This is a genomic window from Paludifilum halophilum (assembly GCF_002245355.1).
GTDB lineage: Bacteria > Bacillota > Bacilli > Thermoactinomycetales > DSM-45169 > Paludifilum > Paludifilum halophilum.
In genome coordinates this window covers 158,748-173,324 of the sequence record NZ_NOWF01000009.1, presented here as the reverse complement: position 1 = coordinate 173,324, position 14,577 = coordinate 158,748, and the positions used below count along the sequence as shown (strand labels likewise).

The 14,577-nt window shown below is 51.1% G+C and carries 9 protein-coding genes, 9 tRNA genes and 1 rRNA gene; all 19 read left to right on the top strand.

All coding sequences use genetic code 11. The features are described from left to right. The first annotated feature begins 10 nt into the window (after nucleotides 1–10). Nucleotides 11–127: ribosomal RNA gene (gene rrf / locus CHM34_RS14970) — 5S ribosomal RNA — on the top strand. Nucleotides 128–230: 103 nt separating this feature from the next. Further along, nucleotides 231–306, top strand: a tRNA-Asn gene (locus CHM34_RS14965). Between the two features lie 3 nt (nucleotides 307–309). Next, nucleotides 310–385: transfer RNA gene (locus tag CHM34_RS14960), tRNA-Thr, on the top strand. A gap of 3 nt (nucleotides 386–388) precedes the next feature. Continuing rightward, nucleotides 389–464 (top strand) — tRNA-Glu (locus tag CHM34_RS14955). An 8-nt stretch (nucleotides 465–472) separates the two neighbouring features. Continuing rightward, nucleotides 473–548 (top strand) — tRNA-Val (locus tag CHM34_RS14950). Between the two features lie 14 nt (nucleotides 549–562). After that, nucleotides 563–647: transfer RNA gene (locus tag CHM34_RS14945), tRNA-Tyr, on the top strand. Nucleotides 648–650: 3 nt separating this feature from the next. Then, nucleotides 651–725 (top strand) — tRNA-Gln (locus tag CHM34_RS14940). A gap of 4 nt (nucleotides 726–729) precedes the next feature. Then, nucleotides 730–805, top strand: a tRNA-Lys gene (locus tag CHM34_RS14935). 26 nt (nucleotides 806–831) lie between these two features. Further along, nucleotides 832–907 (top strand) — tRNA-Lys (locus CHM34_RS14930). 18 nt (nucleotides 908–925) lie between these two features. Beyond that, nucleotides 926–1,000, top strand: a tRNA-Gly gene (locus CHM34_RS14925). Between the two features lie 400 nt (nucleotides 1,001–1,400). After that, complete coding sequence (rocF, locus tag CHM34_RS14920; RefSeq protein ID WP_094265420.1) at nucleotides 1,401–2,282, top strand: arginase; 882 nt, start codon at nucleotides 1,401–1,403, stop codon at nucleotides 2,280–2,282. Nucleotides 2,283–2,703: 421 nt separating this feature from the next. Next, nucleotides 2,704–5,493 (top strand): phosphoenolpyruvate carboxylase, encoded by a 2,790-nt coding sequence (gene ppc, locus CHM34_RS14915; RefSeq protein WP_094265400.1) that lies wholly within the window; start codon nucleotides 2,704–2,706, stop codon nucleotides 5,491–5,493. A 413-nt stretch (nucleotides 5,494–5,906) separates the two neighbouring features. Then, nucleotides 5,907–6,407: a sigma-70 family RNA polymerase sigma factor gene (locus CHM34_RS14910; RefSeq protein WP_094265399.1), complete on the top strand. Its 501-nt coding sequence runs from the start codon at nucleotides 5,907–5,909 to the stop codon at nucleotides 6,405–6,407. Nucleotides 6,408–6,823: 416 nt separating this feature from the next. Beyond that, a complete protein-coding gene (gene cdaA, locus CHM34_RS14900; RefSeq protein WP_094265419.1) occupies nucleotides 6,824–7,627 on the top strand; it encodes a diadenylate cyclase CdaA in 804 nt (267 codons plus the stop codon). Continuing rightward, nucleotides 7,620–8,816 (top strand): CdaR family protein, encoded by a 1,197-nt coding sequence (locus CHM34_RS14895; RefSeq protein WP_094265397.1) that lies wholly within the window; start codon nucleotides 7,620–7,622, stop codon nucleotides 8,814–8,816. The genes cdaA and CHM34_RS14895 overlap by 8 nt, the downstream gene beginning before the upstream one ends. Before the next feature lie 24 nt (nucleotides 8,817–8,840). Then, a complete protein-coding gene (glmM, locus tag CHM34_RS14890; protein WP_094265396.1) occupies nucleotides 8,841–10,202 on the top strand; it encodes a phosphoglucosamine mutase in 1,362 nt (453 codons plus the stop codon). 554 nt (nucleotides 10,203–10,756) lie between these two features. Continuing rightward, nucleotides 10,757–12,583 (top strand): glutamine--fructose-6-phosphate transaminase (isomerizing), encoded by a 1,827-nt coding sequence (glmS, locus tag CHM34_RS14880; protein WP_094265394.1) that lies wholly within the window; start codon nucleotides 10,757–10,759, stop codon nucleotides 12,581–12,583. A 217-nt stretch (nucleotides 12,584–12,800) separates the two neighbouring features. Continuing rightward, nucleotides 12,801–13,196, top strand: a complete 396-nt coding sequence (locus tag CHM34_RS14875; protein ID WP_094265393.1) for a VOC family protein — start codon at nucleotides 12,801–12,803, stop codon at nucleotides 13,194–13,196. Nucleotides 13,197–13,395: 199 nt separating this feature from the next. After that, nucleotides 13,396–14,235: a M23 family metallopeptidase gene (locus CHM34_RS14870; protein WP_240512044.1), complete on the top strand. Its 840-nt coding sequence runs from the start codon at nucleotides 13,396–13,398 to the stop codon at nucleotides 14,233–14,235. The last annotated feature ends 342 nt before the right edge of the window (nucleotides 14,236–14,577 follow it).

The following is a 14,577-nucleotide window of genomic DNA, read 5'->3' as shown; positions in this document are numbered from 1 at the left end:
GCATCAAACGTCTGGTGATGATGGCGGAGGGGATCCACTCGTTCCCATCCCGAACACGAAAGTTAAGCCCTCCAGCGCCGATGGTACTTGGGGCTTTCGCCCCCGGGAGAGTAGGACGTCGCCAGGCGAACATTTATCTTTTTCAGGGAGAAATTACCGCAAAAAAACACCTTGATATCTGATCACTAACATTGTATACTGATAGTTGTCGTCGGAAACGACACAAATAATCCTCAGTAGCTCAATTGGTAGAGCGCCCGGCTGTTAACCGGTAGGTTGCAGGTTCGAGTCCTGCCTGAGGAGCCACTTGCTCCCATAGCTCAGTCGGCAGAGCGCTTCCATGGTAAGGAAGAGGTCACCAGTTCGAGCCTGGTTGGGAGCTCCACACGGCCCGTTGGTGAAGCGGTTAACACACCAGCCTTTCACGCTGGCATGCAGGGGTTCGAATCCCCTACGGGTCACCAGATTGATTGGACGGTTAGCTCAGTTGGGAGAGCACCTGCCTTACAAGCAGGGGGTCGCAGGTTCGAGCCCTGCACCGTCCACCATTATAAAAACATTCGGAGGGATAGCGAAGTGGCCAAACGCAGCAGACTGTAAATCTGCCGGCTCTGCCTTCGTAGGTTCGAATCCTACTCCCTCCACCACAATGGGGCGTAGCCAAGCGGTAAGGCAACGGACTTTGACTCCGTGATGCGCAGGTTCGATCCCTGCCGCCCCAGCCAATACGAGCCATTAGCTCAGTTGGCAGAGCACCTGACTTTTAATCAGGGTGTCGCAGGTTCGAATCCTGCATGGCTCACCATGTTTTCCTTTATGCACCCGTGATTCGGGTCATTAGCTCAGCTGGCAGAGCACCTGACTCTTAATCAGGATGTCGCAGGTTCGAATCCTGCATGACCCACCATCCTGTACATATAAACATGCGGAAGTGGCTCAGGGGTAGAGCATCGCCTTGCCAAGGCGAGGGTCGCGGGTTCGAATCCCGTCTTCCGCTCCAAGGCAAAACACCTGTCATAAGACAGGTGTTTTTTGTTGTGACAGATTTTCCCCGTATTCCATCCCTGACGATGTTGTAAAGGGATCGTGTAAGCACGTCCATCCTGAATATCCATACATCTCTTCGTTGGAGGTAAAAGGGAAAAACCGTTCTTCGGTGAGCAAATGGGCCGATTTGTACTGGTTGTCATCATCAATCAAATCCTTTATCTTTCTATATATTCATTATTCCTTAATATTAATCAGTTTTACTTATATGAATGAGAAATTAGCTATTTTGGTGTGAAATATAGCTTTTTTGCCGAAAAATAGCGAGTTCCTATGATAAAATGAAGAGAGAAAGAATCAAGTTTAAGTAGGAAGAGGGATTCAACGTGGAGAAGAATCACCAGCCGATTTCGATGATCGGGGTACCGATGGACATGGGAGCGGATCGACGGGGTGTGGATATGGGCCCCAGCGCCATCCGTTATGCTTCGGTCAAAGAAAAACTGAACTCCCTGGGTTATGAAGTGGAAGACTTGGGGAATCTTCAAGTCCCCACACCTGAATCGTATTCCGTGGGACAGCAACAGCTCAAATATCTACGGGAGATTGCTTCGGTTAATCGGGAATTGGCCGATCAAGTATCCGAAATTAAAAACCGGAGGCGTTTTCCCCTGATTCTCGGTGGGGACCACAGTATCGCGATCGGAACGGTCGCCGGTGTCGCCAAACATCACAAAAAAATGGGCTTGATCTGGTTTGACGCCCATGGTGATTTGAATACGGCGGAAACTTCCCCTTCCGGAAATATTCACGGTATGCCTCTTTCAGTCAGCCTTGGACTAGGCCATCCGGATCTGGTAGAGATCGGCGGATTTCAGCCCAAAGTACAGCCGGAAAATATCGTTATCATCGGTGCTCGTCAACTGGACGAGGGTGAACGAAAACTCATCCGGGATCGGGGAATCAAAGTCTTTACGATGCATGATATCGACCGTTTGGGCATGGGACCCATCATGGAGGAGACGCTTAAAATCGTATCCGACGGAACGGACGGTGTCCATCTTAGTTTGGATTTGGACGGGATCGACCCCAATGAAGCACCGGGAGTCGGAACTCCGGTGGCAGGTGGCATGACTTACCGGGAAAGCCATCTGGCAATGGAATTATTGGCAGAATCGGAAGTGCTTACTTCGGCCGAATTTGTTGAAGTCAATCCGATTCTGGATACGGAAAATAAAACGGCCAATATGGCTGTCGCCCTGATCGGATCCGTGTTTGGGGAAAAGACCTTATAACACTCGTCCTTGTAAAGGGAGAGGAAAGCGTTTTCGTAGGAGGCTTTTGACACGAAAGAGAACATCTCTCTTTGGTACCGTTCGTCGATGAGCTGAGCGATTTGCGGCTTCAGTGTGACCGCAAATCGCTCAGCTTTTTGATAGACCCTTTAAATCGACTGAAAAGGTCGGTTTTTAAGTATTCAACCGTTGTAAGCGCATCCATAGGGACAGATCGTTCGAGAAGGCCGTATTCCGTACTGTTGACTGGATTTCTTCACTTTTCATATCTGATATAATCAACCGAAAGGCATGTTTATTCCGGTACTCGTTTTTTCATCCGTTTCGTCGGAGATCAGACCTTATTTCGCGAATCGATGGAATTTTCGGATCAAAGGAAAAGATCGGTTGGAAAAATCAATGGAAGAGGTGATCTTCTTACATGAGTAACAATCTACGTACTCCCGAGTTGGAAAAAGATCTCCCACTGCGAAAGGATGTCCGTTTTCTGGGGAATATCCTGGGTGAAGTCCTAGTAAAGCAGGGCGGCCAGGAATTATTGGATCGGGTCGAAGAGATCCGCGAGTGCACCAAACAGATTCGCCATTCTTACGAGCCAGAACAACTGGATCGGTTCAAAAAACGGATCCGAGAGTTGTCCCCGAAAATGAGGCGGGATGTGATCCGGGCCTTTGCCCTTTATTTCCAACTGGTCAACATTGCCGAGCAAAATCACCGAATCCGTCGACATCGGGAATACCGACGGGCCGGGAGCGACCGCGCACAACCCTATTCCATTGAAATTGCGGTCCGCGGCATGAAAGAGCAAGGGATGACTGCCGATGAAGTGGAACAGATCTTGCAACATCTTTCGCTGGAATTGGTGATTACGGCTCATCCCACCGAAGCCATGCGCCGGACAACCCTGGATATTCACCACCGCATCGCGGAGGATGTCGCCCGTTTGGATCATCCGTTGCTGACTGAAGAAGAGAAGGAAGACATCCGGGATCAGCTCCTGGGCGAGGTTCTTACCCTGTGGCAGAGCGATGAACTGCGTCATCGGAAGCCGACAGTAACCGATGAGGTCCGAAACGGTCTTTATTATTTGGATGAAACGCTGTTCGATGTTCTGCCGGAGGTTCACCGGGAAATGGAAAATGCTTTGTCCCGTCATTTTCCGGAACGGGATTGGCATGTTCCCAGCTATTTGAAATTCGGTTCCTGGATCGGGGGAGACCGGGACGGAAACCCCTGGGTGACTCCTGAAGTGACCTGGAAGACCCTGGAGATGCAACGGAACCTGGTTATTTGTAAATACGAACAGTCACTGGAAAACTTGATTAAAAAGCTGAGTCACTCCACCCGGATTGTCGATGTTTCCGAAGAACTGCTTCAGTCTCTGGAACGGGATGAGACAGAAGTGATTCTTCGGGAGGATGCCGGTGAAGGGGAATGGAGAAATGATGATGAGCCCTATCGCAAAAAATGCACCTATATATGGGCGCGGTTGCGGCACACCCGCCTCGGACAAAAAGAACGTGGAATCTATGTAAATGTGGAGGATTTCCTAGAGGACCTGCGGGTTATCGACCGGAGCCTTCGAACCCATCAAGCCCAAGCAATCGCTGATTCCGACCTGGCTTTGTTGATTCGGCAGGTGGAGCTGTTCGGCTTTCATCTGGTTACCCTGGATATTCGTCAGGACAGCGGGGAGCATGAGAGTGCCCTGACGGAAATTCTCGCTTCCTTAGGGATTTCTGACAACTATGCCGAACTGTCGGAGGAGGAGAAAATCGCCCTTCTCACAGAACTGTTGGCGGATCCTCGTCCTTTAACCTCCTCTTTTATGACATTCTCCGAGGATACGAAAAAATGTCTGGATCTTTTCGCCACGATTGTTCGGGCTAAAGAGGAATTCGGGGATGAATCGATCCGAAATTATCTCATCAGTATGACCCGGGGAACCAGCGACTTGTTAGAAGTGGTCCTCTTTGCGAAAGAGGTCGGCCTTTATCGCCAGACAGGAGGAGAAAAGAGCTCTTCCCTCCATGTGGTTCCCCTACTGGAAACCATTGACGATTTGCATCGGGCCAAAGAGATCATGGAGGCGTATTATCGCCATCCCTGTTACGTACCGGCCGGTCCGAAAGATCATCCCGTTCAGGAAATCATGCTGGGATACTCCGACAGCAACAAAGACGGCGGCATGTTAACCGCCAATTGGGAGCTGTATCGGGCTCAGCAGGACTTATACCGGATGTCCGGGGAATACGGCCTCAGTGTCCGTTTCTTCCACGGACGAGGCGGCGCTTTGGGACGAGGGGGAGGACCGCTGAATCTCAGCATTCAGGCTCAGCCTCCGGAAACCCTGGGCGGCGGTGTGAAGATTACGGAACAGGGAGAAGTCCTTTCTTCCCGCTATGCTCTGAAACCCATCGCCTATCGCAGTTTGGAGCAGGCTTCTTCGGCGTTGCTCACCTCCGCCGCGACCAATTTTTCCGGAACCACCCGTTCGCCAAAGGCCGAATGGATCGAAGTGCTGGAGGAGATTTCGCAGTACTCTCTGAAGATATACCAAGAGCTCCTCTTTGAAGAACCTCACTTTTTGACTTACTTTAATGAAGCGACTCCCCTTCCGGAAATCGGGGAATTGAAGATCGGTTCCCGCCCGACCCGGCGCAAAAACAGCCATGCCTTTGAAAACTTGCGGGCGATTCCCTGGGTTTTTTCCTGGACGCAGAGCCGAAATCTGTTTCCGGCTTGGTATGCGGCGGGAAGCGGTCTGCAGAGCATGATCGCCAAAAAGGAAAACGGATTGGAAACTCTGCAGGAAATGTACCGTTCCTGGTTCTTCTTCCGGTCTTTAATCGACAACCTGCAGATGGCCCTGGCCAAAGCGGATCTGGTGATTGCCCGGGAGTATTCCACTCTGACCCGGGATTCACAGGTCAGAAGACGGATCTTTCAACGAATTGAAGAAGAATATCTGCGGACAAAACAAGTGGTTTTGTCGATCACAGGGCAGAATGAGATTCTGGATCACAACCCTGTGATTCAGGAATCGATCCGTCTGCGCAACCCGTACGTGGATCCCCTCAGCTATATCCAGGTTTATCTTCTGGGAGAAATGCGATCCGAATCGGAGGCTTCCACGAACCATGATGAGCAGTTGGCACAAGTGTTGCTTACCATTAATGGAATCGCGGCAGGGTTACGTAATACGGGTTAAGGGTCGTCCCGGGCACCAGCTATGGTCAGACAGATCCAAGGTGAGGCATAGTCTTTTTGGTCTGTTTTTGAACCAAAAACACCAGCATTTACGAGAAAATGTAGAAAATTGACGACTGATCGGATAAAATAGCAGTAGAAAAAACGCGCATATCCCTGTTCCGGAAAGGTACTGAAGCAAACCAAGCCACAGGGAACATGACCGCCGGACGGAATGCGCGAAACCGAAACTGCGTCGCCGGATCGTCATCATCTCACGAAAGGCTTCCTGCGGGAAGCTTTCTTTCTTTGAAAAGGGTGTCGCCGGTTCAGATATTTTGTCAGAGGAACTCAAGCATGACCAGGGATTGAGGAGAATAGTGGAGAAGAAAGAATTGGAGCTGATCCGAAAAGCTTGGGCCGGCTTTTGAAAAACTGGTTCAACCGTATCGACAACGGGTTTATTCGCTGGCTTATCAAAAATTGAATCACGCTCAGGAAGCTGAGGATATCGTCCAGGAAACCATTCTGCGGGTATACGTCCATTTGAAACGTTATAACTGTCGACACAAATTTTCCACATGGGTGTACCGGATCGCTTCCAACTTGTGCATCGACCGGATTCGCAAGAAAAAAGCGGTTTTTTACCTGGACTCCCCGGTAGACACAGATACTCGTGACGATTGGTATCAGCGTTTGTCCATTTCTGTCGAGACTCCTGAGGAATCCCTGCTGAAGCGGGAAAGGCGCACCGAATTACTCCGGGCAGTGGGACAACTTCCTCCCAATTACCGGTCCGTCATCTTTCTTCGTTATATGCGTCATCTTCCCTTATCCGATATTGGCAGAATGCTGCATTTGCCTGTCAATACCGTCAAGACACGGGTTCACCGAGGGAGAGAAGCCCTTAAGCACCAGTTGGCCGCTTCCATGTGAAGGGTCTTTCGCCTGGATCATCCTCCTTTTTACCATGATCCGTTAGGCCGTTATCCATCCATCTATTCTCACCGGTGAAAGGAGTGTCTGGGTTCCCATTGGACAGGGGAAGAGCGATTCGCGTACTGCTTATGTTGTTGGTTTTTATTTTCGCTTACCTTTATGGAAGCCCTTCTTTTGTCCATTGGCTTGGCGGGATCGTGGCTACTGTCCTTTGGCTGTGGTTCGGATTTGCCTTTATGAATCGGTATTTCCGGTAGCGAATGAGGACCGCGGCTCCGGCGCGAAAGAATTTCTTTCGTGTCGGGGCATTTCTTTTTTTCTGCTGTTGTCGCATAATGATGGTAAGGAAGGAAAAACGATCGGAGGAAGCATACTAAGGAAAGGATCGGACTGAGAGGGGCCCAGTGTAAGTGATGGACGGAATCGCTCAGTACATCAGTGACATCGTTGATGTTTTAATCGTGACCTATGTCATCTATAAATTATTGATGTTGCTGCGGGGGACCCGGGCAGTTCAACTGTTGAAGGGTATCTCCGTGGTGATCGCTGTTTGGATGATCAGCAGCTTTTTTCAGTTGTCGACGCTGCAGTGGCTGATGGAAAACCTTTTTTCCTTAGGCGTGATCACGGTCATCATCATTTTTCAGCCGGAGTTGCGCCGCGCTTTGGAGCAGTTGGGGCGTGGACGGATCTTTAACCGGCATAACCAGGTAGACGAACAGGTTATTACTCAAATGGTCGGAGACATTGTTAAAGCCGTCTCCCATCTGTCCAAAAGGAGGATCGGGGCACTGATCCTGATCGAGCGCCAAACGGGTCTGTCAGATTACATTGAAACAGGGATCCGGCTGGATGCCAAGTTGGGTTCCGAACTGATGATCAATATCTTTGAGCCCAACACTCCGTTGCATGATGGAGCGGTTGTCATCCGTAACAGACAGATTACAGCCGCTGGTTGCTATCTGCCATTGTCTGAGAATCCCTTTATCAGTAAAGAGTTGGGCACTCGTCACCGGGCCGGTATGGGTATCAGTGAAGTTTCCGACGCGATCAGTGTAATCGTGTCGGAAGAAACGGGCCACATTTCCCTGGCCATTTACGGAAAGCTGGAGCGGGGGCTGACGGAGGAAGAGCTAATTTCCCGGTTGTATGAAGAACTGAAACCCCCCGATAAAAACACGGGTTTTTGGCATCGCAGGGGGGAGAAGAATGGATAAGTGGCTGCAGAACAACAACGTGATCAAGCTGGTAGCCCTCGTCCTGGCGATCATGTTGTGGTTTTCAGTGAACGATGCTTCTCTGCCCCTGCCCCGGGACCGGGAATCCACTACGATTAAAAATGTAACCTTGGAAGCCCGATACGACGAGAGGCGGTATGAGATTGTGGAACTGCCGGATCAGGTGGATCTCTATGTCCAGGGGGATTCTTTTGCCATCAACCGGATTTCTCCGGATCGTTACGAAGCGTACGTGGATCTGAGGAAGCTGGGGCCCGGTTCCCACAAAGGGATTCCGGTTCAGGTGGACGGACTGCCCCGGGGACTGGATGTGGATGTTCGGCCGGGCAAAGTGGACGTGGTGATTGAGAAGAAACAACAAAAGGAAATGCCGGTGGATGTGGAGGTGATCGGAACCCCCGACGAGGATTATAAGTTGGGTGAACCCATTGCTCAGCCGGGCAAAGTACTGATTCGCGGCTCCGAGTCTTTGCTGGAGCAGGTAACCGCTGTGAAAGCGGTTATCAACGCTGAAGGAGCCAAGGAAACGATTGAGCAGTCTGTCTCGTTACAAGTATACGGGGAAAACGGAACGATCTCCGAGGCGGAAGTGAAACCGGAAGTCGTGGATGTGACCTTGCCGGTGGCCAGTCCCAATACGGTCGTCCCGCTCAAGGCGGAGATCGACCGAAATCCGCCGAAGGGCTATGCCGTCGAAGATGTAAACCTTGACACCGACGAAGTGACGGTTTACGGGTCCAAGGGATACATCCAGGAGCTGGAATACTATCCTGCGCCACCGTTGGACCTGTCCAAGGCCAAAAGCGACCGCACATACAAACTTCTGATGCCGATCGATGACGGTGCCGTCAAAGTGGAGCCGGAGAATGTCGAGATTTCGGTGGATATCGTGAAAGGGGAGGAAAAGGAGCTGCGGGATGTTCCTGTTCAAGTAAAAGGTTTGGAACAAGAATCCACAGCTCAGATCGCCAGTGATGAGAGCATTGACTTGACGCTGTTCGGCGCTCCTTCTCTTCTGAAAAAGATCGGCAAGGCGGATGCGGAAGCTTATATCGATGTGTCCAACCTGTCCCCCGGAAAACACAAGGTTCCAGTGCAAGTCAATCTGCCGACCTATATTCGTCTGAGGGGAGAAGCACCCGAGGCAGAGGTGCGCATATCCAGATAGAGAGTCGTTGTGAGGAGGAAAACCATGGGGAAATATTTTGGAACAGACGGGGTCCGGGGAGTGGCCAATCGGGAATTGACCCCGGAACTGGCCTATCAACTGGGACGTTTTGGCGCTTATGTCCTGACGAAAGATCGTCAGCCATCCGATGGTAAAGCAAGGGTGGTGGTGGGCCGTGATACCCGTTTATCCGGGAAGATGCTGGAGTCGGCCCTGATCTCCGGGCTGCTTTCCGTCGGAGTGGACGCTCTGCGTCTCGGTGTTATCTCCACCCCGGGAGTGGCTTATCTGACACAGGAGTTGGAGGCGAGTGCCGGAATCATGATTTCCGCCTCCCACAATCCCTTTGAAGATAACGGAATCAAGTTTTTCGGATCCAACGGTTTTAAATTGTCCGATGAGTTGGAGGATGCGATTGAGGAGCTTTTGAATGGCGGGGCGGATTCGTTGCCTCGTCCCGAAGGAGCGGGAATCGGACGGGTGGAAGATCGCTTGGACGCTTCCCGTTTATACCTGTCTCATCTCCGTTCCACCATTCAGACCGACTTGTGCGGGATGGATATCGTGGTTGACTGCGCCAACGGAGCCGCATCCCAGCTGGCTCCCGCCTTGCTCCGCGACCTCGGGGCCGATGTGACCGCTCTTCATATCGATCCCGACGGAACCAACATCAATGTCCAATGCGGCTCTACCCGCCCGGAACGTTTGCAGCGGGAAGTGGTTCAACGCCAATCGCATCTGGGATTGGCCTTCGACGGTGATGCGGATCGCCTGATCGCCGTCGATGAGAATGGGGAGCTGGTGGACGGTGACCAAATTCTTTGTATCTGCGGAAGCTATATGAAGGAAAAAGGGGAACTGAAGGGAAACGCTGTCGTCACCACCGTGATGAGCAACATCGGCTTTTTCAAGGCCCTGGAGAAACTGGACATCCAAGCCAAAAAGACACGAGTCGGGGACCGCTATGTGATGGAAGCGATGCGTGAAGAGGGATACAACCTCGGAGGAGAGCAGTCGGGCCATATCATCTTCCTGGATCACAACACGACAGGGGATGGGATGTTGACCGCACTGCAGCTCTTGCGAGTCGTGAAGGAAAAAGGAATCACCTTGAGTGAACTGGCTCGGACGATGCGGAAATATCCGCAGATTCTGCTCAATGTCCAGGTCAGTGAAAAAGAGGGGTGGGAGCGGAATCCGGCGATCAAGCGGGAGATTGAGGCAGTAGAGAAAGAGCTGGGCAGTGAGGGACGCGTGCTGGTTCGTCCTTCCGGTACGGAACCCCTGATCCGGGTGATGGCAGAGGGCCCCGACGCCACTGAGCTGGAACGTCATGTCCATCGGATCGCTGATGTCATCCGGGATGAATTGGCCGTACAAGCGTAGTTATTGAGGGGCCCTCTGAGATCCGGCCGGAGAGCTCCGGTCGGATCCCGTTTATAAATTCTGCCTTTACAAATGAAGTTTTGTTGCATAGGATGGAAAGGAGTCCTTTTTTGAAGGAGGTGGTGTGTGAAAAGTTGGAAAAGGGCTTTTCGTGTTGTAAAGCGCCAGGACTGTGGCTCGGGCTTGGGCCGCAGTTGACGAGGTGGAGGACGATCGAGTCTTCGGCGGATACCTCCCGGCTCGGCACCGGAGCCGACGAGCCGAAACACAAAGGAGCGGGGCGACCTGTTCTACAAAAGTTTCGGTGCGGTGCGTTTTATAGACAAAGGGACGAATATTTGGAAGCCCGTTCCGGATGCGGATACGGCACGATATGAGCGGAAAATGAAACGATCCCATTTGATTTGAATTCGGAATGCAATATCCGCAAAAGAGAAAGCGGCACAATTTTCCCTGTGCAGATAAACAAAACAACGACGGGGGCGCCGCTTTCAGGGAACGGGTATGCTTGAATGCGGCGGCCCCCGATTTTTTTAGGGGGTTTGGTGAAACCAATGTGCGGAATCGTTGGATATATCGGGCCCAAACAGGCCCAGAACATCTTGTTGGAAGGTTTGCGCAAACTGGAATACCGCGGTTATGACTCCGCCGGATTGGCGGTTTACCAGGACGGCCGGCTGAATGTGCGAAAAACCAAGGGAGCGCTTTCCGCCTTGGAAGGGCGTCTGAACGGATCTCCGCTGTCCGGGGAAGTCGGGGTCGGCCACACCCGGTGGGCGACTCACGGGAAACCTTCCGACGAAAATTCCCATCCTCATGTGGATCAACAGCGGCGGTTTTCCGTTGTCCATAACGGGATTATCGAGAATTATATGGAACTGAAGGAAGAGTTGGCGGAAAAGGGGTATTCGTTCACTTCGGAAACGGATACCGAAGTGATCGCCCACTTGATGGCGGACCTGGATGATGGGGATGTGGTGTCCACGGTGCGTAAAGCCGTACGCCGTATGAAAGGAGCCTATGCCCTCGCCATCGCCAGCGTTAGTGAACCGGATAAACTGGTGGCGGTTCGTTTGGCCAGTCCCTTAATCGTCGGGGTGGGTGAAGGGGAAAACTTCATCGCCTCCGATATCCCCGCCATCCTGCAACACACCCGTAATGTGTATGTGCTGGAGGACGGGGAGATGGCTGTCATCACCCGGGACGGGGTGGAGTTGTCCACCACCGGCGGCCAACCGGTGAATCGGGAGATGCTTCGGGTGACCTGGGACGCTGTTACGGCGGAAAAAGGCGGTTACGATCATTTCATGTTGAAAGAGATCCACGAGCAACCGAAAGCGATCCGGGACACCTTGGCCGGACGGCTTAAAGACGACTCCGTCGATCTGTCCTGGGAGCTCTCCGGTTTATCCGATGACCTGAAACAAATCGATAAAATCCATTTTGTCGCCTGTGGTACCGCTTATCACGCCGGACTGATCGGAAAATCGGTCGTAGAGAAGGTCGCCCGCATTCCGGTTGAAGTGGACGTGGCCTCGGAATACCGGTATCGCGACCCGATTTTGACACCGAGTACCCTGGTCGTCGTCATCAGCCAGTCCGGGGAAACGGCGGATACCCTGGCCGCCTTGCGGGAAGCGAAAAAGGCGGGTTCCAAGGTGCTGGGCATCACCAACGTTGTCGGCAGCAGCGTGGCCCGGGAAGCGGACGAAGTGTTGATGACCTGGGCCGGCCCGGAAATCGCTGTCGCCTCCACCAAGGCCTACACAACCCAGCTGATTGCGATCTATCTGTTCAGTCTCTACTTGGCCCGACTTCGGGGCACCTGGAGCGAGGAAGAGCTGAAACGGGCGACAGCGGCCATCTCCGCCCTGCCGGAGCAGGTACAACGGATTCTGGATGCACCGGAGGCGATCCAGCGTTTTGCCCGATCCATCGCTGAGCACGAGGACCTGTTTTTTATCGGCCGCGGATTGGATCACGCTGTCGTCAAGGAAGGCTCTCTCAAACTGAAGGAGATTTCCTATATTCATTCTGACGCCTATGCCGCCGGGGAATTGAAACACGGCACGCTGGCCCTGATCGAGGACGGTGTACCGGTTATCGCTCTGGCCACTCAACCGTCTGTTTACGAAAAGATGGTCTCCAATATCATTGAAGTGAAAGCCCGAGGCGCACGCGTGCTCGGCCTTGGCCTGGAAGGGGACACAGAATTGGCCAAATCCGTGGATGAGACGATCACCATCCCGGAAACTTTGCCCCTGTTCACCCCTGTCCTCGCCGTCACTCCGCTCCAGCTCCTGGCCTATTACACCAGTATCGCCCGGGGATTGGATGTGGATAAACCGCGCAACTTGGCGAAGAGCGTCACTGTGGAGTAAACCGTTTCGTTCATGTGACTCATGTCCAGCGGGAATAAAATGGTCTTTTGGCTGTTGCTAGAGTTCATCATAGCAACAGCCTTTTTTTAGATCCAAATAAAATGGTTTACTTCATCGAATCAATCCGGTATCATTTACCATATAAATTCGAAAATAATTTCATGAAAACTATTATTTTCCATTACTCGACTGACCATCGATCAAGAGTTGATTCATAATAAAAAAGGTTACACCCTTCCTCATGTTCCAAGGCCATGCGGAAGAAGCGATGAATGAATACACTTCTTTGTTTGAGGATTCGAAAATAATCCGTATCACTCGTTATGGAGCAAATGAAGCGGGTGAAGAGGGAAGTGTGATGCAAGCGACCTTTTCAATAAAGGGGCAGGAATTGATGTGTATTGACAGTCATGTGAAGCATGAATTTACGTTTACACCTTCGTTTTCCTTGTTTATCACGTGTGATACGGAAGAGGAAATCAACCGACTGTATGAAAAATTATCTGAAGGCGGAGAGGTTCTCATGCCGTTAGATGATTATTCCTTTAGTCGAAAATTTGGTTGGGTCGTCGATCGTTTTGGCGTTTCGTGGCAATTGAATCTCCCAAGCTAATATCTCATCGACCCACTACCCCGGCAGAGGATAAAAGCAGAACGAAGTTGCCTGAAGGGTGCGAGATCATGCTTTGAATTCAAGGAGTGATCTCTGAATGGGTGAGGCGATCCCAATGAATATGATGATTTTGATCATGGCATTTGCGTATGTTATTGTACCGATTCTGTTTTTTATTGAACTGTGGCGTGGGAAATTTGTGAGTCGGCGATCATGGCTTCTTTATACGGTGATGGTTGGATTGTTCACCATCTATCTTTTTTTTATCGGACACTGGGATTTCTTCAGTTATTATTTGCGGATCATGGTTATGGTCCTATTCTTCATCATGGCCCTTCGGTCTTACTTCAAGGTAAAACATTTGCCCCGGCGGGGTCCCCGAAAAAGATGGCGGTACAGGTTATCACTCTTATTATATACGGTTCTTTCCGCATATTTCGGTCTGGCGGTCCTGGCGGCATGGAGCGGTTATTTTTATGACGGGAAGCCCGTTCGTTTACAATTTCCTTTAAAAGATGGCGTTTATTATACCGGTCATGGTGGGAATGCCACGGTGATTAATTATCACAATGCTTACCCACCGCAAGCTTTTGCCTTGGATATCGTCCGATTAAACCGCTTCGGGACAAGAGCCGCAGGCCTAGCCCCTGATGAATGGGAACGCTTTGTGATATACGGTGACGTCATTTATAGTCCTTGTACAGGAAAGGTGACCGAAGCAAAGGATGGATTAAAACAAATGGTTCCTTTTGAAATGGGTGAGAAGACGCAGGAGTATCGGAAGAAGCATGCGGCCGGTAACCATGTCATCATCCGCTGCCAAGGGGTCGATATTCTGATGGCTCACATGATTCCCGGGAGTGTAGCTGTTAAAAAAGGCGAGCCGGTGGAGGTCGGTGATCCAATCGGCAAAGTCGGCAACTCCGGCAATACATCAGAGCCGCATTTACATATCCATGCGGAAAGGGATGGAAAAGGGGTTCCCATGACATTTGAAGACCGTTTTTTAAAGCGGAACAGTTTGATGTTTTCCGAGTAGCACAGGTTTAGGATTACGAGGCGTATCCCCCATTGATTAATAAACATCCTTTTCCCACTCACAGGTGATCGTAAGTTGTTCGTCCTTTAATTGAGCTGTCCATTTCCCATTCATTTTTATCATCAAACTTCTGACAATAGACAGATTCAAGCCAGCATGATGACTCGACCGTGTCTGATCAGCCATATAAAACCGATTACATAGTATCTCCACATCTTTTTCCGGTAGGTTATGGTGGATAAAATACTTGAATCTTGCTCTCTCAGCTCAATGGAAACATTTTTTTGGCGTGAGTCATGGCATTGGACATTGAGATTCCCATTTCCATGTGTAATCGATGCA